Source organism: Gelatiniphilus marinus (genome assembly GCF_042684345.1).
In the GTDB taxonomy this organism is placed as follows: Bacteria; Bacteroidota; Bacteroidia; order Flavobacteriales; family Flavobacteriaceae; genus Gelatiniphilus; species Gelatiniphilus marinus.
In genome coordinates this window covers 217,495-239,323 of sequence record NZ_JBHULK010000001.1, presented here as the reverse complement: position 1 = coordinate 239,323, position 21,829 = coordinate 217,495, and the positions used below count along the sequence as shown (strand labels likewise).

The window sequence follows — 21,829 nt, the reverse complement described above, 5'->3', positions numbered from 1 at the left end:
TTTATCGTTCTTTAAAATTTGATATGATTTGCATAACCTGATCCACACATTCTGCAACGATTTGTTCTTTATTACCGTTTGAATTCGCTCTGGTATTTGACTTTTTATCGATATCGTTATCGACATTAATCTTAACATGTAATTCTTTAATTTCAATGGGCATAATTTTGAAAACTTAAAATGGTATAAGGTCGTTTGCTGAAATGGACTGATAATATTGGTATTTAAGCTCTAAACTTTCAATGGCCAATTCGCTGTTCTCCGCGTTAAAATCGGACACCGACCAACTCACCGGAATGGCATGTACCACTTTCCATGAATACAACGGCAAGTGTTGCTCGTTATGAAGAATAACCAACAGATCGATGGGTTTAAAGATGAATTTTTCGATAGCATCTTCGCACCAAGCCGTGACGCTTGAACTTATTTGCAAACTTCGTTTTAGCACCAAATTAGGAAACGTAATGCCGGTTGGAAGCTGATGCTTAAATCGGTTTTCTCCACCTTCGGCAACCGTTTCTGTTTCAATAGTACCCGAAAGTCCGCTAACGGATTGGAAACCAATTTCGATATTAGGCTGCAAATCGAGAAAAATCACCGAAAAATGAAAGCTCGTAATAGGCGGTAACAATCCCATATTTAATCATTTTGAATAACCAAGCCTTCGTGCACAACTTCTACCGATTCTATAGCGGTTTCGTTGCCATCGGCTTTTAGGTCTGTAGATTGTACTTTTGTAGGCCATGCATTTTTTACTTTCCATGTAACCACTGGTTCGTGCTCTTCATTTAGAAGATTAATGGTGATGTCTCGTCTTTCAATGGTATTTAATTTTACGGTGTTCCACCAGTCAAAATATTCGTTATCACTATTAAACGTACCTCGTTTTAAAGTAATATTTGAAAATTTCTGCATCCCGGGCATTTTTATTTTACTGTATTCAGGACTTGAGCCTTCTCTGTATTCGATGACTTCTGTTTCTACATCCAGTCCTGAAACTTCAGTGAAACCTATTTTTGTTCCTCCCCAATCTACTGAGAAATGAAACTTTGCTAACGGATAATCTGCCATGATTTTGTGTTTTTTAAATTATTTTTTTGATTTGTGAGTTCCCACTTTTCAGCGGGATTAATTCAACCTTCAATATTGAAAATCGTTTATAGCGAATTCAATATTGGGTTTCATTAAGCTTCTTGCATTTTATGAGAGAACTTAAGAATGATAAATTCTGCTGGACGCACAACGGCCATTCCTATTTCAACATTCATGCGGCCTTCCAAAATATCGAGTGCTGTCATGGTTTCGCCCAAAGCAACACGAACGTAAAAAGCCTGCTCGGGTTTTGCTCCTGCCAACGCACCTGCACGCCACTGTAGGGTTAAAAAGTTCTCGATCATTGCCCGTACCTTAATCCATGTATTGGCATCGTTTGGCTCGAAAACAAATTGCTCGGTGGCTTTTTTTACAGATTCTTCAACCATGTTAAAAAAGCGTCTTACGGGTACGTATCGCCATTCGTTGTCGTTACCTGCTAGTGTTCTCGCGCCCCAAACAATAACGCCTTTTCCTGCAAAGGTGCGGATGGCATTAATGGATTTGCCCGAGGTATCAATATTCAAACCTTCTTGTTGCTCGTGTGTGATTTTTATGGTGGGCTCTAAACAGGAACTTACCGAAACATTTGCGGGTGCTTTCCAAACACCGCGATTGCTGTCTACTTTAGCGTAAATACCGGCCATAGCGCAACTTGGTGGTAAAGTGACTGTTTTTTTGTTGATTTCCAACTTAATTTGATTGAAGGCTACCAAATCGAAAGACGCCGAAGTGCTATCTTCCAAATCGCTTAAATTGCCGCCATCAAATTGTCCCGTTCCGGCAGTTGCAGTTTCATCAACCGTGTTATGCGCTATGGTAACATCGGCCGCATCAAAAGCAAAATTATATACTGTTTTAAGGAAGGGATGGTACGAAGCGCCGTACTTTAAAAGGTCGGTGCCGCTACCCAAGGTATTGCTGCTTCTTAAATTAGCACTATCGTTTCCATACATATCTATAATGGTAAAACGATCACCTAAATCGACACATTGGGTCATGGCCCTATTAATTAAGGTATAGTAGTTCGCAGCCGTACCAAGATTTATGGCATCTGGAAAAACAAATAACGTGGGCTCATCAAAAGCTTTAACGGCATTAAGCCCATTGGTTAAATCGGTTAAGCTAATGCTTGCCGTATAATCTCCAACAGAGGTTATATAACATGGGCCACCGCCATTATCAAAATACATACGCATGGCGTAGTGCATTAAATACGGTTGGGTAGCACCTTCGGCGACACTTATTCTGCGATTGAGCAGTGTTGGTCCGGTGCTATCAATTTCATCGTCAATAGTTACGGTTATATTGGCTTCGTTTAACGCTTTGCCAAAGTACGTTTCGTACTCCAGAAGCGAGGTAATTCTTGTGGGTTTTAGCACTAAGCTATTGGTATCTTTATCTGCTTTTTCTGTGTAGCCAATAAATGCAGGTATTGCGGTCTCTACTTGAGCTACCGACGGAGGAAATATTGAAATTTCTTCGACGTAAACTCCTGGTGTTCTGTACGTTTTTGCCATGGTTTCTTAATTTAAATGTATATTTCTGAAAAAAAGTTATTATTATCTGGAATGAGATGATTGGCGCTTGGATTTGGAAATTTATCACCGGCATGAATCACCTCAATAAAACCGTATTTGGTCAATGGATTTGCCGTAGCCGTTGTGAAAATTTCCGAATCGTCTGAAACGCGTTTGTAACGCCAAAACGTCTCTCTGTTTTTAAAATGAATTTTAAATGTGGGCAATTGGCTTCTTAAATCGCCAAGTGTGGTTAAGATGCTTAAATCGCTGTTATCACCGGTCATGGTTAACTCAATAATCCCGAAAACCCCTATTTTATTTTGGTCTTTTAATTTTTCCAAAAGTGCCGTTGTTCCTGCGGCAGATAATTGGTAAGCATCTGTTACTTGTGTGTTATCGGTGCTTTTTGCTATGTACTCGAAACCCGAGCCTTCGGTACTTGGTTTGGTGTTTCCGAAAAAGAAAATATTGGTGCTGCCTATTGCTAATTCGGTATAGTTCTCAAAAAACGGGTCGCTAAGCTTCATTATAAAAGTTAATTCCAAATCGCTTGGCAGCGGAATAAATGGTGTGTTTTGCGCTGGGTTTTCCAATTTACAGTAAGCCGATAATCCGGTTTTATACTTTTTAAGAACAATTTTGTGGCCTGCCATTTTCTCAATGGTGTCTTGAGACGGTATAACATCTATAAATTCTGAAATGTCAATTAGTTTTAAACGCTCTTTTTTATCGGTATCACTTAATGTTGAAAACACGGTAGTGCCATCATTCAAAAAATAATCGTGCAGCAGTTCAATTTCAAATAACTGTTTATATGTGGTGCAAAATGCCATTAGTTTTTGTGTGTTAAATCGCCATTTACCTGACTTATTAAACCGCCTTTGCCCAAAATGGCCTCTCGTTCTATTTCAACCAGACTCACTTTGTACATTACGGACGGTATTTGCTTGCCGCCCAATGTGCCCCAAACAAAATTGAGCTCCTCAAAAGTTGGGGTAAACAAATCGACCACGAACCTAAAATTGGTGATGTTGCCCATCGATACGTTGTCTCTATTATAAATGGTATTGGCTTGGGTAAACACTTTTTTACCTTGAAAAAACTCAATAATCTTGGATAGGTTTTTAAGAGCCTCATCATATTTATCGTTAGTGGCGCTAAAAAGGACATAAAGATTAAGGTTTACAATGTTGTTTTTGTAGGAAATACGCGTGCCTTCAACTGCATAATTGGGTTTGTTTTTAAGTGTAGCCTCTTCTTGTAAATTAAGTAAGGTTAAGATGATATCTGATGAAGTGCCCGTATTATCACCTTGTTCTGAAGCTACAGATGCAATATTATCGAGCGACACGGGACTGTCTCCAAAATAATTATTAACATCTTCGGTAATAATTTGTAGAACTTCAAAAATCATAATTTAAATTTTAAATGCACATCTATTTGTTAATCAATATTTTGCACATTTAAAGGTATTTATTAAAAGTAAGTTTATCAATCCCCATTTTTAGGGATTTATGGGTTTGTTTTATAATAGCCAACTTTGGGGAAGGTATAGGAAGTATTAATCCCGATGGAAATCTGGACAAATGGCAAAAACAAAATTCCAATAAAAAAAATAAGAAATGAAAAGAACTGATACCATTTGCAAAAAAGAAAGCATAAAAAAACCAGCCTAAATAGCTGGTTTATATATTTATAAAAAAGGTTAAATATTAATTAACCACTAGCCTAAAGCCCTCGCCATGGATGTTAAGTATTTCTACCTTGTCGTCTGGTTTTAAATATTTACGCAGTTTGGCAATGTAAACATCCATACTACGGGAGGTAAAATAATTATCGTCTCTCCATATTTTTGTTAGTGCCAATTCTCGCGGCATCAAATCGTTTTCGTGCAATGCCAATAAGCGCAACAATTCGTTTTCTTTTGGCGATAATTTAATAGGTTCGCCACCGTTGTAGCGCAAAAACCGCAGTTTGGAATTTAACTCGAAACCACCTATTTTAAATTCGAATTGTTTACTATCTGAAATGGTTTCGGTAGCTTTTCTTTGCATGATGGCCTTTATTTTCATTAAAAGGACTTCGCTATCAAACGGTTTGTTTAAATAATCGTCTGCACCAACCTTATAGCCTTTTAAAACGTCTTCTTTCATAGCTTTTGCAGTTAAGAAAACAATGGGAACATCGGTGTTTTTTTCTCGTATTTCCTTGGCTAATGTAAAGCCGTCTTTATAGGGCATCATAACGTCGAGGATACAAAGATCGAAATCGTCTTTTTTAAACTTCTCGAAGCCTTCCATACCGTTTTTGGCATGAACCACATCGTAATCGTTCATCATTAAATAATCTTTAAGAACCGTTCCGAAATTTGGGTCGTCTTCTACTAATAAAATTTTCTTTTTTTGCTCTTCCATAATTATGTTATTATTGGTAGTTTAATTGTAAATGTGCTGCCTTTACCTTTCTCACTCTCAACCGATACATGACCTTGGTGGTCATCTACTATTCGTTTTACATAAGCCAGCCCCAATCCGTGGCCTTTAACGTTATGTATATTTCCGGTGTGTTCTCTATAAAATTTTTCGAACACACGCTTTAAGGCAGCTTTACTCATGCCACTACCATGATCTTTTATTTTTAATATTATATTAGTTCCTATGTTTTCTGTTGATACTTCTATTTTTAATTGTCTTGGAGAATACTTAATAGCGTTATCCAGTATGTTTACTATTACATTGGTAAAATGCATTTCGCTTGCCAAAACCGATGATTTTTCGGCTGTAAAATGGGTTTGTATCGTGCCGTTTCTATCTTCTATTAAAAGCTGTACGTGCGTTATGGCGTCTTCTATTAAGTCGTGCAGCTCTACCCTGTCCTTACTTATATTAAGTTCGTTTTTTTCTAGTTTAGATATTCTCAACACGTTTTCTACTTGGGCATGCATGCGTTTGTTTTCTTCTTTTATCATGTTAAGATAACGTATTACTTTCTCTTTATCGGCTATTATTTTGGGGTTCTTAATGGCGTCTAAAGCTAAGTTTATGGTTGCTATTGGCGTTTTAAACTCGTGCGTCATGTTATTGATAAAATCTGTTTTTATTTCAGATATTTTACGCTGTTTTACCAATTGGTACAAAGCACTTGAGTAGGCTAAAATAATAACCGATGTAAAGATTACAGACAAAATAATCATGCCCATTATAGAGGATAGAATAAATTTTTTATCGTCTGGAAAATTTACTAATAGTTGATAATTACTTCGGTTGTTCTGGTCAGGAAAAATGGGAGCGCTAAAGGTTGAGGCTTCTTTTTTTTCGAAGGCTTCGCTTTGTACCTTTGTAGCTAGACCGTTGCTGTAAATGGCAAACTCGAAATCGATATCGATATTGTCTGCGCTTAATTTGCTTTTCAACAAGCTTTTAATGTCTTTTGCTGAAACCCTTTTGTGCAAAGGTTTTCTTGACAACATTGCCTTGAAGCTTTTTTCAAGGCTGCTTTTTTGAGCCTCGGCTATGCTTCCACTGTTAATGATGTTCAATATGGGGCTTTGCGATATGTCTTTATCTGAAAAATCGGCATCGCTGTAAACCTCCATTTGCGATCTGCCGATGATGTTTTGAACGTTGATACTATCTAAACCAATGTCAAAGAGCGAAGAAGATAATTTATAGTTCTCTTCTAAAACTCCACTTCTGTAAATAAGTGTTTCTTTTGTATTGTTGTTTTGCTGATAAATAAAGAGTTGGGAAACCGCTGCCGAATCGCTTTTTTTCTCATGATCTAATCTTTGGTACCTTTGAAAATGCCTTTCAAACTCATCATCGCCAATCTTGTTGGAAACAGCATACAAAGCACTTGTAACACTAGATTTGAAACGCTTTTTTTCATTATCAACAGAATCTTTAATATAATAAGCTTGCACAAATATGATGCCTATAAGCGATAAACTCATCAATAGCACCAGTAGGATGAATATTCTCTTGCTCATCATTCAAAATTAACATTTTAACATTTAGCGGACTTATGATTTAACCTTACATTAACAAAAATGTTAATTTTTAACGATTAAAAACATTATTTAAGATTTGCCCGTGCACTTTAACAACTTGTTTTTTTGTGTTTTCAAATGAAGTATTTTTAATTTCAAAATCGGATAGTTTTACTTTTTCGGCATCGCTCCATTGGTTTTTCATTATTGCTTTAATTTTGCCTTCTGTGGTTTTATCGCGTTTAAGCAAACGTTCAATTCGCAAATCTAGGGGTGCGGTAACGGTTATAACGTAATCGCAGAGTTTGTGTCCGCCATTTTCAAATAAAATAGCAACTTCTTTTATTACATACGGTGCTTTTTGTTTTGCTGCCCATTTATTAAAATGTTTAGCAACCCTGGGATGGATTATAGCATTCATTTTTTCTAAATAACGGCTATCGTTAAAAATAATATCGGCAATAAAGGGTTTGTTTAAAGTATTGTCAATATAGGCATTATCTCCAAAAAGCTGAATGAGTTTTCGTTTAATAATTTTAGATTTATGCATTAATTTTTTTGCTTCTTCATCAGCAATATAAACGGGTATGCCCAAAGCCATAAATTGCTTTGCAACTGTGGTTTTACCACTGCCTATGCCGCCTGTAAGTCCAACTATAATCATTCTATTATAATAAATTCAATGTGTTGCTGATTAATTTTTGCGCGTTTTACAGTTGCTGGAAATGTTGTAAGTTCGGGCAGCAAAAAAGACTGGTTTGTTATGGTTTTGCTAAAATCGCACTCTACCCTAAAATCTTTTGCCTTAATTGCTTTAAAGTTGTTAAGGCTGGTGTAATAGGTAACATTTACTGTTTTAGGAAAATATTTTATGCTAATATTATTGGGTATGTTTTTTATGGTAACCGGTACTTTTAATGTGCCTTCTGTAAATTTTTCAACGGTTGCGGCTAGATTTACCGTTTTGTTAGAAAACTTTAAATCTTGGCTGTTTTTTGGTAATATTAGTTTGATTGCTTTTTTTATATCTGATTTAATATCGATCATTTTGATACTTTCAGTTTCAATACTATTTACTTGAGAAGCTAAAACATTTGGGCCAATAACCTTTATAGAATCTGGGGTAATTTTATAAGATTCCACACTATCAAAACCTTGGGCAAATTTTATATCGGCATTTAAAATTACGGGTACTTTTTTAACCAAATTAACATCAAACCTAAACCGCAGCGTATCGGGTGCAATATTTAACAGTTCAACCTGTTTGCCAAATTGTGTACTGGCCAATAAATAGGCTTTAGATTTGCTCCAAACAAAAGCAGAATCTATTATATCGACGTCTTTTACAAAATCTATAGCAATTTTTGGTTTGCTAAAATAATAGGTTAGCCACCTAAATCCGTGGGCTTTAAGCGTTATGTTTAAAACCGCGTTAGAATCGTTTAAAATAATATTCTCTGGCGGCACATTAATTTTATCGATTTTAAAAACCACGGTATTGGTGTATTGTTTTGATAGTTTTGTAAAAATTAAAATGATAAATGCAAAAAACAGAAACAAAAAAAACACATTGATTTTTCTGGTTTTAATTGAGGTTTTAATATCTGATTTTATTTTTTTTATCATTTTTATTTAAAGAATAATCCTGGAAAATGTACTTCGGGGGTCTTTTTTAAAACACCAATTGCTAAAGTAGATTTTAAAAACCCATAGCCATACCCAAAAAACTGAACCGCAATGGCCAACAAAGATAACAACGCCACAACTACACTTTTAGTGGTTACTAAAGCTGTTAAAAACGCTATTACAAAATACAATATATAGGCTATTATTACCCATTTTATATGAATTAAAAGTAATATTATTGAAATAAAAAAACCAACACAAAATACCGTTGGAAACCAATAGGTTATTTTTTTAGTTGAAGGATGCCATACATTTAAAATAGGACGAACCAACCCGAATTTATGGACTTGCGAATAAAATTTACGCCAAGAAATACGGCGTTTATGATACACGAAAGCTTCGGGAATTAACCTGGTTTTAAAACCCAAATGCCATAAACGAATGGATAAATCTGGGTCTTCGCCCGGGTGAATGCGCCCAAAACCTTTTGATGCTATAAATGCTTCTTTTGAAATACCCATATTAAAACTACGAGGTTGAAACCTATCGACACTTTTTTTATTGCCGCGAATACCACCGGTTGTAATAAACGAGGTCATTGAAAAATTAATGGCTTTTTGAAGGTTTGTAAACGAATGGTGCGCCGCATCGGGTCCGCCAAAAGAATCTACATAATTGGTTTTTAGGCTTTTTTCTACTTCGGTTAAATAATTTTTGGGCAGAATACAATCTGAATCCAGAATGATAAAATAATTGCCTTTGGCGTGCTGCATGCCGAAATTACGGGAATCTCCGGGACCGGAATTTTCTTTAAAGAAATACGAAATATCTAGTTTGTCTTTGTAACTATCAACAACCGGTTTCGACGAGATATTTGAGCCATCTTCTACAATTACAATTTCGTATTTAGTCATGGTATTCAACTTAACAAAACTTTGTAAGAGCTCTTGTGTTTCGTTGGGGCGGTTATAAACCGGAATGATAAATGAAAACTTTAATGGCATAGCACAAATGTAATTAATCCTATTACAATAATTGGCAAACTTACTGTTGCTTTTGGGCCATTATTGTTTTTGGCGGATAAGCGCGGGAGCGATAGTAGTGGTTAGCTTTTGTAAAACTTCCATTTAAGGTTTTACAAAACTAGTAACGGATAGCGCGGTTTTTATTTTTCAAAAAAACCCGCCATAAAAATAGAGGTTTAATAAAAAAAAAGACCTGTCAGGTTTTAGAAACCTGACAGGTCTAAACCTTATATAATACAATTTTATTCTTTTGTAAAAGTTTCCATAACGGCTTCGCTTACGCCCATGTTGCTAAAACCGCCGTCGTTATAGAGGTTTTGCAGGGTTACGCGTTTGGTTAAATCGCTAAAAAGGGACACGGTGTAGTTGGCGCAATCCAGCGCGGTGGCGTTACCCAGTGGCGACATTTTATTGGCGTAGGCTATAAACCCGTCGAAGCCTTTTACGCCGCTGCCCGCCGTAGTTGGTGTTGGCGATTGCGAAATGGTATTAACGCGCACTTTTTTATCGCGGCCAAAAAAGTAGCCAAAACTACGTGCTACACTTTCTAAATAGGCTTTGTTATCGGCCATATCATTATAGTCCGGGAACACGCGTTGTGCCGCCATATAGCTTAAGGCCACAATACTGCCCCAGGCGTTCATGGCATCGGCTTTGTAAAGGGTTTGCATAACTTTATGGAAAGACATGGCCGAAACATCGGTGCCTTTTTGGGTCCATTCGTAATTTTGGTCTGTGTAATGTTTGCCTTTTCTAACGTTTATTGACATGCCAATGGAATGTAAAACAAAATCGATTTTACCGCCAAGGATTTCCATGGATTGTTCTACCAATTTCTGTAAATCTTCTTCCGATGTGGCATCGGCAGGAATAATTTGCGAGCCTGTTTTTTTGGCAAGCTCGTTAATTTGCCCCATGCGCATCGCAACCGGTGCGTTGGTTAATACAAATTGTCCGCCTTCTTCATGAACGCGTTCTGCGGTTTTCCAAGCAATTGAATTAGCATCTAATGCACCGAAAATAATCCCTTTTTTTCCTTTTAGTAAATTGTATGACATGTTATTGGTTGTTTAGTTGTTTGTGGTTTAGTCGTTTATAGATCCAAAGATAAAAATTTTAATTAAGCAATTCTTTGGCGTGTGCAATGGCCGAAGAGGTCATTTCTACGCCGCCCAGCATTTGTGCAATTTCAACGATACGCTGGTCGTGATTGAGTTTTACCAAATTGGTTTGTGTTACGTTACCGACATCTTCTTTAAACACTTTAAAGTGCGAATGCCCTTTGGCCGCAATTTGTGGTAAATGTGTTATTGAAAATACTTGCATGGTTTTGCTCATTTGCAACATTATATCGCCCATTTTGTTTGATATTTCGCCTGAAACTCCCGTATCGATTTCATCGAACATAATGGTTGGTAACTGAATGTATTTTGATAACACCGATTTTATGGCGAGCATAATTCTTGATAATTCTCCGCCCGAAGCCGCCTTTTTTAAGGTGTTAAAACTACCGCCTTTGTTTGCAGAAAACAGAAACGACAATTCGTCTTGACCATTTGCAAAAAATTGTTCGCTGTATAAAACCTCTATTTTAAATTGGGCGTTGGGCATACCCAAACTTGCCAAAATAGTTTCTAATTGTGCTTTTAACTGCGGAATAACTTCTGCGCGTTTTTTATGTATTTTTTTTGCAATGCTTTTTAGCTGATTGGTTTTAGATTGTATTTCAGATTGCTTTTTTTCAATGCTGGCATCTAAGTTTTCGGTTACGGCAACTTTGTCTTCTAATTCGTTTTTTATTTTGATTAATTCTGAAACATTGGCAGCGACATGCTTTTGCATTAAATTATGCAGGGTTTTTAATTTTGAATCGACTTCTTCCAACCTATTTGGATCTGCTTCCAAACCCTCTTGAAGCGCATCGATTTCGCTAAAAACATCGTCTAAATCTATTAAGCTGCTATTGACTCTATTGAATAAATCTTCATATTTTGACGAAAAACCCGCTATACTTTGAAGATTGTTTTTAATGGTGGTTAGCGTAGTTAAAACGCCTATTTGTTCATCATTTAATAATTGATAGGATGCTGAAAGTTTTTCTTTTATACCTTCAATATTATTTAGGGTTTCGTACTCTTCTTCAAGGGTTTGCTGCTCGCCTTCAATTAATTTGGCTTCAATTAATTCGTTTAATAAAAACGAGTTATAATCGTGTTCTTTTATAGCTTCCGCTTGAAAATTGAGTAAATCTTGTAATTCTTTTTGAAGCGTTTTATACTTTTTTTGTTCTAAACTGTAATGCTGTAACAATTCATCATTACTCGCTAAAGCATCAATAACCTGAAACTGGAAATCGTTGCTTGTTAATTGTAGGGTTTGATGTTGCGAATGGATATCGATCAATCGTTCGCCCAAAAGTTGTAAACTATTTAGATTTACTGGCGAATCGTTAACGAATGCCCTGGATTTTCCTGAAGGTAAAATTTCTCGCCGGATAATGGTTTGAGATTCGTAATCGAAATCTTCGGCCTCAAAAAGCGATTTTAAATTGTAATTTGAGACATCGAAAACCGCTTCGATTATGCACTTTTGAGTCGCATCTTTTAAACTGTTTAAATCTGCGCGTTTACCCAAGATTAATGACAATCCGCCCAATAAAATAGATTTACCGGCACCGGTTTCGCCTGTTATAATAGATAATCCGTTGTTAAAATCGACTTGAAGTTTATCGATTAAAGCGTAGTTTTTTATTGAAAGAGAGGTTAGCATGTTTTTGTTTAGTATTCAGTTGGCATTATTCAACTTATCAAAATTAATATAATTTTAGATTCCCCTCTTCAAGGGAATGACAAATTATTGAAACAAAGCAAGCTTTGAGTGATTTTTAAAATTTAATATTTCGCCATTTAGCTGAGTGCGTTGGTGCTATTTTTTGAAGTGTTTCTTTAACATTGGTAATATTTACATTGGGGCCGTTTGAAAAAATTTGCTCAATTTCATCGGCTTTAGCATCAAAAAAAGTACGCAAAACAAAGGAATTTGGCCGGCGGCTATTCATGGCTTTAAATGTTGTTAAAGCATCGGCTATTTGCTCTTTTCCGCCTTTTGCATTTTCGCACATAATATCCAATCCGTTAATATGATAGTTGTACATAACGGTTCTATATTCTTTAAAAGTTGGCGATAACACATTGTCTATCAATGCAAATCTGCTTTGTAAACCATCTTCAATTTTCCAACCTTTAAAATTTTCTTGTTGCGAATAATTGGTAATGGTTTGTGCTTGCGCGTAAAAGGGGTCGCCACCTTTTTCTGAAAAAGAATCGGCATCTACGGCTAAAATCATATAAATATGAAACGCCAAAACCGAAATTAAGTTAGATTCGAATTGTGTGGGGTTGAACGTTAAATTTTGAAACTCTAAATACCTAAAAGTAAAATCTTTATCGTTAAAACTGTAAAGTGGCGTGCTGTAAGACGAGCCAAAAACGGGACGCGACGATTGCACTTGCAAAGTCCCCTGAAAGGCTTCGCCACTAAAATTGGTAATGCTAATAAGCATGCTGCAATTAATGCGCTCTTGGTTGGCAAAGGTTTTGTTGGTCCATTTGGTATTGTTTACAAACTCGGTTAATTGTTTTTCAAGGGTTTTAAAAATCTGCAAATTCTCGTTTCCCGTTTGCAAGGCATTCACAACAACCTTACAGTTCAATTCTTGCGAAAGGCCTTTTGCGCCAAAGCATAGCAATAAAATTATGAGTATGTTACGCATCGATTTGTTTTATAATTTCGGTTAATAAATCTTGGGCGACGCCGGCTTTCGTTTTTAATTGATGTTCGGTTATCGTTTCCTTGTCATCAATAAAAGTTACTTTATTGGTTTCGGTTTTAAAACCTGCGCCTTTGTCGTTTAACGAATTTAAGACAATTAAATTTAAGTGCTTTCTTTTTAATTTCCCAATGGCATTTTCAAGTTCGTTGTTCGTTTCTAACGCAAAACCAACTAAATATTGTTGTTTTTTAATTTTTCCTAAAGATTCTAAAATGTCTTTGGTTTTTGTTAACTCTAAGGTTAACGTAGAATGGTTCTTTTTTATTTTTTTAGATGAAACTTCTTTTGGAGTAAAATCTGCAACTGCTGCCGATAGTATGGCAATATCAACAGTATTAAAATATTTGTGGGCAGCATCGTACATATCTTGTGCGCTAACAACGGGTACGACATGTATTAAGGTATGGTTTACTTTTTGATGTGTTGGCCCTGTAATTAAAGTAACCGATGCGCCAAGATTTGCTGAGGCTTTCGCGATTTCAAACCCCATTTTACCGCTGGAATGATTGCCTATAAAACGTACCGGATCGATAGCTTCGTAAGTTGGGCCTGCGGTAATTAATATTTTTTTCCCGCGAAGCGGAAGTTTGTCTAAAATATCGTTTTCTATAAATGTGATAATATCCTCGGGTTCTGCCATGCGCCCCTTGCCCACTAAACCGCTTGCTAATTCGCCACTTGTTGCAGGAACCATAATGTTACCGTAGGCATTAAGTTTTTTAAAAGAATTTAATGTTGACGGATGTTTGTACATATCTAAATCCATTGCCGGTGCAAAATAAACAGGGCATTTTGCTGATAGATAGGTTGCCAAAAGCAAGTTGTCGCAAACCCCATTTGCCATTTTAGAAAGTGTGTTTGCCGTGGCCGGAGCTATAACGAAATAATCTGCCCAAAGCCCTAAATCGACATGATTGTTCCATACTGCATTGTCATCTTCTTCATTTGTAAAAGAAGAATGGACCGGGTTTTTTGAAAGTGTAGATAAGGTTAAAGGTGTAATAAAATCTTTTGCAGAAGACGTGATAACAACTTTTACGTTGGCGCCCGATTTTACAAACAACCTAACTAATGAAGCTGTTTTATAAGCGGCAATACCACCACTAATTCCTAATAGTATGTTCTTGCCGTTTAGGATACTCATAATAAATAGCTTTTCAGAATTTTTTTCTTTTTTCTTTTGTCTTCGTTAAAATTTACAACCGTAACTTTGGCTATGCTTGAAAATTTGTGCCTTGATAAAAGAAAAAATTAATGCGCTAAATTCTCCCAAAAGCTACTTATTATGAGTATATCTTAAATATTATTCTTGAGAATCTTCCTCGGTATTTCTGTGGTAAATTTTATCTGTTAACCATTCTTGTACTGCTAAAGCATGTGGTTTTGGCAACTTTTCGTAAAATTTAGAAACTTCGATTTGCTCTTTGTTTTCAAAAATTTCTTCAAGGCTATCGTTGTAAGTGGCAAATTCTTCCAACTTATCAATAAGTTCTTTTTTAATTTCCGAATTGATTTGTTCAGCGCGTCTTGCTATGATAGAAATTGATTCGTAGATGTTCTCTGTGGGCTCATCTATTTGATTTCTATCGTAAGTTACTGTATTAACAGGAGCGTTGGTTTTCTTTAAGTCCATTGACATAATTATTTAACTTTTAGTGCTGTAATTTTTTAATGCTTCGTCCATTACCAAAACCATATTATTTATAGTTTCAATATGTTTTGAGTTTGGATATTTTTCTATAAAGGCTTGGTAGTATTCTTTTGCCGTTTTTAATCGATTTTGCTTTTTGTACTCTACACTGTTTAAGGCTAGTTTGTAGGCAGAATCCAATCTGTAAAACAATGCATCCTCGCGTAGGCTGGAACCTGGAAAATCGAAAATAAAGTTATCGAACGATTTTATGGCCGCCTCCAATTCTGTAGATGTGTAGGCTATTTTATTGTATTGCTTGGCAATCTCAAAGGCTTTCTTTTCTAACTTATAATCTAATTCTTGCACCAATGTGTTAGCTTCTGTGCTATACTGAGACTCCGGATATAAATTTATAAAAGCTTGAAGTTTTTCGAGGGCCTCGACAGTTTCTTTTTGATCTTTAGAATATACTGGCGAAAGCATATAGTAGCTTTTGGCACTTAAAAACGCGGCTTCTTCTACTTTTTCACTTTTAGGATAACTCGATGCAAAACGCTCGAACTGATAACCTGCTACATAATAATCTTTGGTTTTATAAAACGTGTTAGAATATAAATACATTAGTTTTTCGGCCTGTGGTTTACCCCTGTAGTTTGGTACTATTTGAGCAAAAAGCTTGTTGGCTTTGGCATATTTGCCTTCGTTGTACAAAGCTTCGCCCATTTTGAATTTAGGCGCTATCTCTTCGTTTTTTAAAACTTTTTGATACTCGCTGCAAGAGCTAAAAATAGTTAATGTTATTATGATGTAAAAAAACTTTTTCATTTGATAGCGTTGATTTCTTTTTTTTAAAAGACAAATGTAATTTGCACAATAAACATCTTGCTTAGACTCAAGATTTTAAAAATGCTCATTCCATAGATTTTAAAACAGAGTGCAAAATTAAACTATTAATATGGATTTTAAAAATATAATTTCTCTGCTAAAATAAATGATGAAATGTAGCAACGCTAAGGTTTATGTTATATTTAACATTAGTTAAATGTTTTAATAAATGAAGCAATTTTTTCTTTTAAGGAATTTGATGCCGGAACCAACGGCAACCTAACGGTGTCTTGGCAAAGACTCAAGGCTTCAAAAACGGCTTTTATACCTGCCGGATTATTCTCTTCAAAAATATGGCCAACCACATCCATTAATTTAAAATGAATGGCATAAGCGGCTTTGGCATCGCCTTTTAAACCCAAACGAATCATCTCTGAAAACGCATTTGGAAAGGCCTGCCCTATTACCGATATAACGCCTGCGCCCCCTGCCAAAACAACGCCCAAAGCCAAATCGTCGTCACCAGAAATTACCGAGAAATCTTCAGGTTTGTTTTTTAGCAATTGTAGATATTGAGCGACGTTGTTGCCCGCTTCTTTAACGGCTACAATGTTTTTAAAATCGTTTGCCAATTTTAAGGTGGTTTCTGACTCCATGTTTTTTGAAGTACGCCCGGGTACATTGTACAAAATAATATCTGTGGGGCAGGCTTCGGCAATCGCTTTAAAATGCTGGTACAAACCCTCTTGCGTGGGCTTGCTATAGTAGGGAGACACCGATAAAATGGCATCGATACCGCTTAAATCGGTTGTGTTTATTTCTTCAATAACAGCTGCCGTATTGTTGCCTCCAATACCCAAAACCATTGGCAAACGGCCTTGGTTTGCTTTGGTTATGGTATTAACAACCGCTTGCTTTTCAGTTTTGGTAATAGTAACGCTTTCACCGGTTGTACCACAAATTACAAGGTAATCTGTACCGTTTTCAACATTGAAATTTACAATATTCGCCAAGGCCTCGTGGTCTATACTTAAATCATCTTTAAACGGTGTAACCAATGCCACTCCGGTTCCTAAAAACTTACTGCTCATTTTTAATTTTATTTAATATGGTTAAGTATTTATGCACTTCGGCCTTAAATACGTTAAATTCTTTTATGCTAGTATTAATTATTAAATCGTTTAATCGGACATCGGTTTGTAAAATGCCTATTTTAAATTGTGCTTCAGATTTTGCCGTAAGCAATTTTAATTCTAAATCCTCATTGGCGTAGTAGCTAATCAGGGCATCAAACTTTGTGTTTAAAAACGTTTGCAATTCAGTGTTTTTAATTTTGCCGTTCCACCCAAAATCCTTGGGGTTGTAACAGGCATCCCAATTGCTTAGTTGTTCTTTTTTATTGGCCGAAAAAGCTATTATTTTTAGTTTGTTTGGGCGTACATTAATAAGGTTTGCCAAGGTTCTAAACAACTCGAAATCATCAAGCTCATCGCTATTTAAGATTACACCTAAACTTTCTACCCTGCTGTTACCAACAGGCATTATGCGCTGCGACAACAATTTATTTAAGTGTTTTTTATTAGATTTTTCTTTAAAACCTTTTAAAATCATTTATCTTTATACTTTTGGCAAAGGTAGCAAAAGTACACTCAAAAAAACCGTTTCGTGCATGAGGTTCACACATTTTATTTTTTTGTTATATATTTTAATTTTTTGGGGATGCAAGCAAGAAAAATTGCACCTAACTAAAGTTGAGGGCAAGCAAATACAGGTTACAGATAGCTTGCCTTTGAAACCCGAAATTGAATCGTACATAAAGCCTTTTAGAGATAATATTCAAAAAGACCTGGATAGTGTTTTGGCATATTCTACCAACACCTATTCTAAAACAGATGGCCATTTAAACACAGCTATTGGCAATTTTATGGCAGATGCGGTTTACAATGAAGCCAACCCTATATTTAATAAAAGAACCGGAAAGCATATCGACATGGTATTATTGAACCATGGTGGGATCCGATCGATTTTACCAAAAGGAAATATTAGCAAAAGAACCGCTTTTAAATTGATGCCTTTCGAGAATAGCATTGTTGTTGTAGCATTAAAAGGAGCTCAAATCTACAATATTATCGAGTATTTGAGAACAAGAAAAAGAGCGCACCCTATTTCGAAATTAAAACTTGTTCTCGATAAAGACTTTAATGTATTTGAAGCGAAAATAAACGGTAAAAACATTGATAAAAACAAAACCTATTATGTGGCTACCAACGATTATTTATACAATGGCGGAGATAGCATGTTGTTTTTTAAACCCAACGACAGCCTCTATGTTCTAAACTATAAAATAAGAAATGCCTTAATTGATACCTTTAAAAAATTAGATACCGTAAAACCCGTAATCGATGATAGGTTTATTACAATTGATTAATTAAATGTTGCTTATTATTGAGTTATTCGGGCAATACGCAAAAACAACAAAAATGAAACGCAGAGATTTTATACAGCAAGCCACGGCAGGAACCGCGTTGGTAGCACTTGGTGGTTTAGGATTGCAATCTTTTGCATGGGCTACCAGAACAAGCAAAATTACCATTTTGCATACCAACGATGTGCACAGCCATATTGATGCTTTTGGGCCAAACGATGGCAGAAATGCCAATAAAGGCGGTGTAGCCAGACGAGCAAGTTTAATAGAATCTATTAGAAACGAAAACCCAAACACCCTTCTGTTTGATGCGGGCGATATTTTTCAAGGCACTCCCTATTTTAACTACTATGGTGGCGAGTTGGAGTTTAAGCTAATGAGCAAGCTAAAATACGATGCCGCGACTATTGGCAACCACGATTTCGATAATGGTATTGAAGGCCTTTACGCCCAATTACCGCATGCCAAATTTGAGTTTGTTTCGGCCAACTACGATTTTTCAAACACCATAATGGACACCCATGCAAAGCCTTATAAAACTTTTAAAAAAGAGGGTATTAAAATTGGGGTATTTGGTTTAGGAATAGAGTTAAATGGATTAGTTGACCCATCTATGTTCAAGGAAACCAAATATTTAGATCCTATTGAAATATCTCAAGAAACTACCAGAATACTAAAACAAGACGAGCAATGCGATTTAATAATTTGCCTATCCCATTTAGGATACCATTATAAAAATAGCAAAACAAAAATAAGTGACTTAAAACTTGCCGCTGCCACAAAAAACATCGACTTAATTATTGGCGGTCATACCCATACCTTTTTAAAAAAACCAACGGTTGTAAAAAACATTGATGGCAAAAACATGCTTGTTAACCAAGTGGGGTGCTATGGTATAAATTTGGGCAAAATCGACTTTTACTTTGACACCGATAAAAACAAAGCCGCTAATGGTACATCTATAATTGTTTAGGCAAAAATATTATCTCGGTTAAAGGCATTAACAGTGCTTTTTTGGATCGCAGTGCTTTTATTTTCTTCCACGACATAGTTTAGCAATAAATATAAGCCTACAGTGTAAACAACGCTTTCAATCATTACAAAACCCCAGCTATGCACATAATACAAATCAACATAGTTTAGAACTGTAGAAAACACCAAACACATAGCTACCATTAAAAATAGAATAGCAGCCTTGGTATCGCTATGTAAATACTTTCCGAAAGCCAAAAAGGCCAATATCAATAAAGCAACACCCTTGATTCCAAACAAAAACACCGCAAAATTATCTGGTACCACTGTCTTTAAAAACCCGTAAAACAAATACAAGAAATAGATACTTATAAAAAACACCAACGCAAGATAAGCGCCAACAACTATATCGACTTTAAAAAACCTAAATTTATAAATGGCAATACCTATTAAACATACATAGCTTAAAAAGTAGAAAACACCCGAGGCTTTAACAAAAAATGGACTGTTAAACAACGCTAAAGAGGCATCGCCTAAAAAAGAAAATAAAAAAAACAAAATAAACGGAAGACTTAGCACTTTATTACCAAGGTAAAACAAAAATAGCAATACTGGAACAAATAGTGTCTTCACAGTTTGTAAAAACAATACATCTGAGTTGTAAGTTGCTAAAACATTAACGGTAACAAAAAATAATAATACACAAAAAAACACTTTTTTAAAGTGAAGAGCAAACAAATTTTTCATGATAATTTACAAGTAGGTTGGATGCAAATATAAAAATAAAACTTTATTACATCGATAAAACCGTGTATTTTGTCGATTAATTTCTTCATTTATTGTATTTTATCGATAAAAATTTACTAAAAATGTTAGCTAAAAGAATATTTTTTTTAACATAAGTTCAATTTAAAAATCCCATTTTCAAATACTAATGGCCTATTCATTCAATTTGTTCTTTCCTTAGATATTGAAATTACCGATGGTTACTTACAAAACACCTTTAAAACCAAAAAACCCATTAAGTTTAGACTCCAGTTTATCTAAAACCAAGCAAAGGGAATCAACCTAAAACAATCTGTAAACACAAGATTATAAGCAGTAAATAAAACCAATTATATTAAACCCAAGCCAAACACCTTCGTTTTTAAATTTATAGCAAGAACATTGGGGGCTAATACCAAAAAACCGTATTTAGGGGATTATAGAGGCTTCTTTTTAATTTTTTTTTTGAAATTTATTTTTTATGAAGCCTAAAGAAACATTGCTTTTACCAATACAATTAAGGCTTTAATATTATTTTTTCATCTACTTCTTCCTCTAGTTTAGACTGCTGATAAAAGAAAAAGAAAGCCAAAACAAATAAAGTAACAAACATAAAATTAAGCATGTTTTTATTAGCAATGTACAAGTAAGCAATGTTAATTACCTCGCTAAAAACAATGCACAAAGACCCTAGAAATAAAAGGAAAGATTTGTTATCGTCTTTATCAAAATAATTTAAAAGCGACAAAGAAAGCACCAAAAGTATTAAAACATTATACGAGATTTCTAAAAAATACTCGATAGATACTAGTAAATAAGGCGAGATAATTTTAAATAATACATAACCCATGTATAAACTTAAAATTACAAGTACAATAATTTGCAGCTTAAATCGTTTTAAAACCACTTGGTAATTAATAGATTTAAAAATCTCGATCAACAAAAACAAATAAGCCAAAACACTTAAACCGTTACATATATAATAGTAAGTTTCGTAAACCAATTTATCTTTTGCAAAGAACATCAATTCAGGAATAGAGTAACCAATTAAAAACAGACTAAAATACAGTGTTTTACGCTTTACAGAAACAAAATAAAGCAGCGCGATAAGCGGTATAATTAACACACTTAATTGTATGGCCAAGGTATTGTTGCCAAAAAACTCCAACCCAACAAAAAAGAGGTAAACCAAACCAATAAAAGTAACTAACATTCTAGATATTAACATAAGACTATAATTGTAATTACCACGCATCCAAATTAATATAACTCGGCTAAAATATTATTTTTAGTTTATATAATGTTATACTTATAGATTTAATATTAAAATTCAACAGGATTAATTATATTAGAATAGCTACATTTTGGAGATATCGTCATCTTTTGTTTCAATAGGTTTTAATTTAGCTTGTTGGTACAAGAAATAAAAAGCCAAAACAAACAAAGAAACCGATAAAAAATTAAACAGATTTTGATGCGATACATATAGGTAGGCCACATTTATCACTTCTCCAAATACTATACACAAAGCGCCAAAAAAGAAGAATAAAGATTTTTTATCATCTTTATATATATAACCTAAGAGCGCTACAGATAGCAGTAAAAGCATAACAACATTGTACGTAATTTCTACTAAACACTCTAAAGTCAAATCTAAATACGGACCTATGGCTTCTTGCAAAATAAATGCTATATATGTGTTTAAACCAATTAATACCACAATATGGATTTTAAAATTCTTTAAAACATGCATTGCACAAAGTAATTTACAAACCTCGACTATTAAAAAAGCATACGATAGCAAGCTTAAAATATTTCCGGTGAAATAAAAATACAGATAGGGTACATAATCAACGACAAAGAAAATTAATTCTGATAATGAATAACTGATTAAAAACAAACAAAAAAACAATGTTTTGGGAGTAACAGATTGGTAATATAGCACTGCAATTAACGGAAATATTATTGAACTAAAGCTTTCTGCAACAACTGCTTTCCCGCTAAATTGAAAAACAACAAAGAGGATGTAAGCCAATGTAATTAAACTAATCAAGACCATAGTCTTGACCTTAGTAGTTTTTATACTCATGTTACAAATATATATAAATTTTACAACTAAACTG

General features: G+C 34.9%; 24 protein-coding genes. 2 read left to right on the top strand and 22 right to left on the bottom strand.

Annotated features, from left to right (window positions below; all coding sequences use genetic code 11):
• Position 1: 1 nt before the first annotated feature.
• From ACFSQS_RS01125 to ACFSQS_RS01035, 19 genes are all read right to left on the bottom strand, one after another.
• Entirely contained in the window at positions 2 to 163 is a 162-nt protein-coding gene (locus tag ACFSQS_RS01125) for a DUF5908 family protein (protein WP_388012780.1), read from the bottom strand.
• 12 nt (positions 164 to 175) lie between these two features.
• The gene (locus ACFSQS_RS01120) at positions 176 to 637 is read right to left on the bottom strand and encodes a phage tail protein (protein ID WP_388012777.1); all 462 of its coding nucleotides are present in this window, start codon (positions 635 to 637) and stop codon (positions 176 to 178) included.
• A 2-nt stretch (positions 638 to 639) separates the two neighbouring features.
• Positions 640 to 1,071 (bottom strand): phage tail protein, encoded by a 432-nt coding sequence (locus ACFSQS_RS01115; RefSeq protein ID WP_311942429.1) that lies wholly within the window; start codon positions 1,069 to 1,071, stop codon positions 640 to 642.
• Between the two features lie 113 nt (positions 1,072 to 1,184).
• Positions 1,185 to 2,612: a phage tail sheath C-terminal domain-containing protein gene (locus ACFSQS_RS01110; protein ID WP_388012773.1), complete on the bottom strand. Its 1,428-nt coding sequence runs from the start codon at positions 2,610 to 2,612 to the stop codon at positions 1,185 to 1,187.
• Positions 2,613 to 2,623: 11 nt separating this feature from the next.
• Positions 2,624 to 3,448 carry a hypothetical protein gene (locus ACFSQS_RS01105; protein WP_388012770.1) on the bottom strand — a complete coding sequence of 275 codons (825 nt, stop codon included), beginning with the start codon at positions 3,446 to 3,448 and terminating at the stop codon, positions 2,624 to 2,626.
• Complete coding sequence (locus ACFSQS_RS01100; protein WP_388012767.1) at positions 3,448 to 4,029, bottom strand: DUF4255 domain-containing protein; 582 nt, start codon at positions 4,027 to 4,029, stop codon at positions 3,448 to 3,450. The genes ACFSQS_RS01105 and ACFSQS_RS01100 overlap by 1 nt, the downstream gene beginning before the upstream one ends.
• Positions 4,030 to 4,327: 298 nt before the next feature.
• Positions 4,328 to 5,029, bottom strand: a complete 702-nt coding sequence (locus tag ACFSQS_RS01095; RefSeq protein ID WP_388012764.1) for a response regulator transcription factor — start codon at positions 5,027 to 5,029, stop codon at positions 4,328 to 4,330.
• Positions 5,030 to 5,031: 2 nt separating this feature from the next.
• Positions 5,032 to 6,603, bottom strand: coding sequence for a sensor histidine kinase (locus ACFSQS_RS01090; RefSeq protein WP_388015094.1), 1,572 nt, complete (start codon positions 6,601 to 6,603; stop codon positions 5,032 to 5,034).
• Between the two features lie 70 nt (positions 6,604 to 6,673).
• On the bottom strand, positions 6,674 to 7,267 hold the full coding sequence (coaE, locus tag ACFSQS_RS01085) for a dephospho-CoA kinase (RefSeq protein WP_388012761.1): 594 nt from the start codon (positions 7,265 to 7,267) through the stop codon (positions 6,674 to 6,676).
• Positions 7,264 to 8,229, bottom strand: a complete 966-nt coding sequence (locus ACFSQS_RS01080; RefSeq protein ID WP_388012758.1) for a YbbR-like domain-containing protein — start codon at positions 8,227 to 8,229, stop codon at positions 7,264 to 7,266. Before ACFSQS_RS01080 ends, coaE begins: the two co-directional genes overlap by 4 nt.
• 2 nt (positions 8,230 to 8,231) lie before the next feature.
• The gene (locus ACFSQS_RS01075; protein ID WP_388012755.1) at positions 8,232 to 9,233 is read right to left on the bottom strand and encodes a glycosyltransferase; all 1,002 of its coding nucleotides are present in this window, start codon (positions 9,231 to 9,233) and stop codon (positions 8,232 to 8,234) included.
• 263 nt (positions 9,234 to 9,496) lie between these two features.
• Positions 9,497 to 10,312, bottom strand: coding sequence for an enoyl-ACP reductase FabI (locus ACFSQS_RS01070; protein WP_388012752.1), 816 nt, complete (start codon positions 10,310 to 10,312; stop codon positions 9,497 to 9,499).
• A gap of 58 nt (positions 10,313 to 10,370) precedes the next feature.
• Complete coding sequence (recN, locus tag ACFSQS_RS01065) at positions 10,371 to 12,023, bottom strand: DNA repair protein RecN (protein ID WP_388012749.1); 1,653 nt, start codon at positions 12,021 to 12,023, stop codon at positions 10,371 to 10,373.
• Positions 12,024 to 12,138: 115 nt separating this feature from the next.
• Positions 12,139 to 13,026, bottom strand: a complete 888-nt coding sequence (porD, locus tag ACFSQS_RS01060; RefSeq protein ID WP_388012746.1) for a type IX secretion system protein PorD — start codon at positions 13,024 to 13,026, stop codon at positions 12,139 to 12,141.
• Positions 13,019 to 14,230, bottom strand: coding sequence for a bifunctional phosphopantothenoylcysteine decarboxylase/phosphopantothenate--cysteine ligase CoaBC (gene coaBC / locus ACFSQS_RS01055; RefSeq protein WP_388012743.1), 1,212 nt, complete (start codon positions 14,228 to 14,230; stop codon positions 13,019 to 13,021). The genes porD and coaBC overlap by 8 nt, the downstream gene beginning before the upstream one ends.
• Before the next feature lie 159 nt (positions 14,231 to 14,389).
• Positions 14,390 to 14,719: a DNA-directed RNA polymerase subunit omega gene (locus ACFSQS_RS01050; protein WP_034040273.1), complete on the bottom strand. Its 330-nt coding sequence runs from the start codon at positions 14,717 to 14,719 to the stop codon at positions 14,390 to 14,392.
• 12 nt (positions 14,720 to 14,731) lie between these two features.
• A complete protein-coding gene (locus ACFSQS_RS01045) occupies positions 14,732 to 15,544 on the bottom strand; it encodes an outer membrane protein assembly factor BamD (protein ID WP_388012739.1) in 813 nt (270 codons plus the stop codon).
• A gap of 209 nt (positions 15,545 to 15,753) precedes the next feature.
• On the bottom strand, positions 15,754 to 16,635 hold the full coding sequence (gene dapA, locus ACFSQS_RS01040; RefSeq protein ID WP_388012737.1) for a 4-hydroxy-tetrahydrodipicolinate synthase: 882 nt from the start codon (positions 16,633 to 16,635) through the stop codon (positions 15,754 to 15,756).
• The gene (locus ACFSQS_RS01035) at positions 16,625 to 17,155 is read right to left on the bottom strand and encodes a DUF6913 domain-containing protein (protein WP_388012735.1); all 531 of its coding nucleotides are present in this window, start codon (positions 17,153 to 17,155) and stop codon (positions 16,625 to 16,627) included. Before ACFSQS_RS01035 ends, dapA begins: the two co-directional genes overlap by 11 nt.
• Before the next feature lie 124 nt (positions 17,156 to 17,279).
• Here ACFSQS_RS01035 and ACFSQS_RS01030 point away from each other — a divergent pair, with 124 nt between their 5' ends.
• Together ACFSQS_RS01030 and ACFSQS_RS01025 are read left to right on the top strand one after the other, a co-directional pair.
• The gene (locus ACFSQS_RS01030; RefSeq protein ID WP_388012732.1) at positions 17,280 to 17,972 is read left to right on the top strand and encodes a 5'-nucleotidase C-terminal domain-containing protein; all 693 of its coding nucleotides are present in this window, start codon (positions 17,280 to 17,282) and stop codon (positions 17,970 to 17,972) included.
• Positions 17,973 to 18,024: 52 nt separating this feature from the next.
• Positions 18,025 to 18,942, top strand: a complete 918-nt coding sequence (locus tag ACFSQS_RS01025; protein ID WP_388012729.1) for a bifunctional metallophosphatase/5'-nucleotidase — start codon at positions 18,025 to 18,027, stop codon at positions 18,940 to 18,942.
• Here the strand turns inward: ACFSQS_RS01025 and ACFSQS_RS01020 are convergent.
• The 3 genes from ACFSQS_RS01020 to ACFSQS_RS01010 all read right to left on the bottom strand — a co-directional run bounded on the left by ACFSQS_RS01020 (position 18,939) and on the right by ACFSQS_RS01010 (position 21,795).
• Positions 18,939 to 19,574, bottom strand: a complete 636-nt coding sequence (locus tag ACFSQS_RS01020) for a hypothetical protein (RefSeq protein WP_388012726.1) — start codon at positions 19,572 to 19,574, stop codon at positions 18,939 to 18,941. The two genes, ACFSQS_RS01025 and ACFSQS_RS01020, sit on opposite strands and share 4 nt — an antisense overlap.
• A gap of 649 nt (positions 19,575 to 20,223) precedes the next feature.
• The gene (locus ACFSQS_RS01015) at positions 20,224 to 20,919 is read right to left on the bottom strand and encodes a hypothetical protein (protein WP_388012723.1); all 696 of its coding nucleotides are present in this window, start codon (positions 20,917 to 20,919) and stop codon (positions 20,224 to 20,226) included.
• 144 nt (positions 20,920 to 21,063) lie between these two features.
• Complete coding sequence (locus ACFSQS_RS01010) at positions 21,064 to 21,795, bottom strand: hypothetical protein (RefSeq protein WP_388012720.1); 732 nt, start codon at positions 21,793 to 21,795, stop codon at positions 21,064 to 21,066.
• Between the last annotated feature and the right edge of the window lie 34 nt (positions 21,796 to 21,829).

Bases quoted from the DNA above. Each gene is read 5' to 3' on its own strand.
- ACFSQS_RS01125 (WP_388012780.1), bottom strand. From the start codon at position 163: ATGCCCATTGAAATTAAAGAATTACATGTTAAGATTAATGTCGATAAC.
- ACFSQS_RS01120 (WP_388012777.1), bottom strand. From the start codon at position 637: ATGGGATTGTTACCGCCTATTACGAGCTTTCATTTTTCGGTGATTTTT.
- ACFSQS_RS01115 (WP_311942429.1), bottom strand. From the start codon at position 1,071: ATGGCAGATTATCCGTTAGCAAAGTTTCATTTCTCAGTAGATTGGGGA.
- ACFSQS_RS01110 (WP_388012773.1), bottom strand. From the start codon at position 2,612: ATGGCAAAAACGTACAGAACACCAGGAGTTTACGTCGAAGAAATTTCA.
- ACFSQS_RS01105 (WP_388012770.1), bottom strand. From the start codon at position 3,448: ATGGCATTTTGCACCACATATAAACAGTTATTTGAAATTGAACTGCTG.
- ACFSQS_RS01100 (WP_388012767.1), bottom strand. From the start codon at position 4,029: ATGATTTTTGAAGTTCTACAAATTATTACCGAAGATGTTAATAATTAT.
- ACFSQS_RS01095 (WP_388012764.1), bottom strand. From the start codon at position 5,029: ATGGAAGAGCAAAAAAAGAAAATTTTATTAGTAGAAGACGACCCAAAT.
- ACFSQS_RS01090 (WP_388015094.1), bottom strand. From the start codon at position 6,603: ATGAGCAAGAGAATATTCATCCTACTGGTGCTATTGATGAGTTTATCG.
- coaE (WP_388012761.1), bottom strand. From the start codon at position 7,267: ATGATTATAGTTGGACTTACAGGCGGCATAGGCAGTGGTAAAACCACA.
- ACFSQS_RS01080 (WP_388012758.1), bottom strand. From the start codon at position 8,229: ATGATAAAAAAAATAAAATCAGATATTAAAACCTCAATTAAAACCAGA.
- ACFSQS_RS01075 (WP_388012755.1), bottom strand. From the start codon at position 9,233: ATGCCATTAAAGTTTTCATTTATCATTCCGGTTTATAACCGCCCCAAC.
- ACFSQS_RS01070 (WP_388012752.1), bottom strand. From the start codon at position 10,312: ATGTCATACAATTTACTAAAAGGAAAAAAAGGGATTATTTTCGGTGCA.
- recN (WP_388012749.1), bottom strand. From the start codon at position 12,023: ATGCTAACCTCTCTTTCAATAAAAAACTACGCTTTAATCGATAAACTT.
- porD (WP_388012746.1), bottom strand. From the start codon at position 13,026: ATGCGTAACATACTCATAATTTTATTGCTATGCTTTGGCGCAAAAGGC.
- coaBC (WP_388012743.1), bottom strand. From the start codon at position 14,230: ATGAGTATCCTAAACGGCAAGAACATACTATTAGGAATTAGTGGTGGT.
- ACFSQS_RS01050 (WP_034040273.1), bottom strand. From the start codon at position 14,719: ATGGACTTAAAGAAAACCAACGCTCCTGTTAATACAGTAACTTACGAT.
- ACFSQS_RS01045 (WP_388012739.1), bottom strand. From the start codon at position 15,544: ATGAAAAAGTTTTTTTACATCATAATAACATTAACTATTTTTAGCTCT.
- dapA (WP_388012737.1), bottom strand. From the start codon at position 16,635: ATGAGCAGTAAGTTTTTAGGAACCGGAGTGGCATTGGTTACACCGTTT.
- ACFSQS_RS01035 (WP_388012735.1), bottom strand. From the start codon at position 17,155: ATGATTTTAAAAGGTTTTAAAGAAAAATCTAATAAAAAACACTTAAAT.
- ACFSQS_RS01025 (WP_388012729.1), top strand. From the start codon at position 18,025: ATGAAACGCAGAGATTTTATACAGCAAGCCACGGCAGGAACCGCGTTG.
- ACFSQS_RS01015 (WP_388012723.1), bottom strand. From the start codon at position 20,919: ATGTTAGTTACTTTTATTGGTTTGGTTTACCTCTTTTTTGTTGGGTTG.
- ACFSQS_RS01010 (WP_388012720.1), bottom strand. From the start codon at position 21,795: ATGAGTATAAAAACTACTAAGGTCAAGACTATGGTCTTGATTAGTTTA.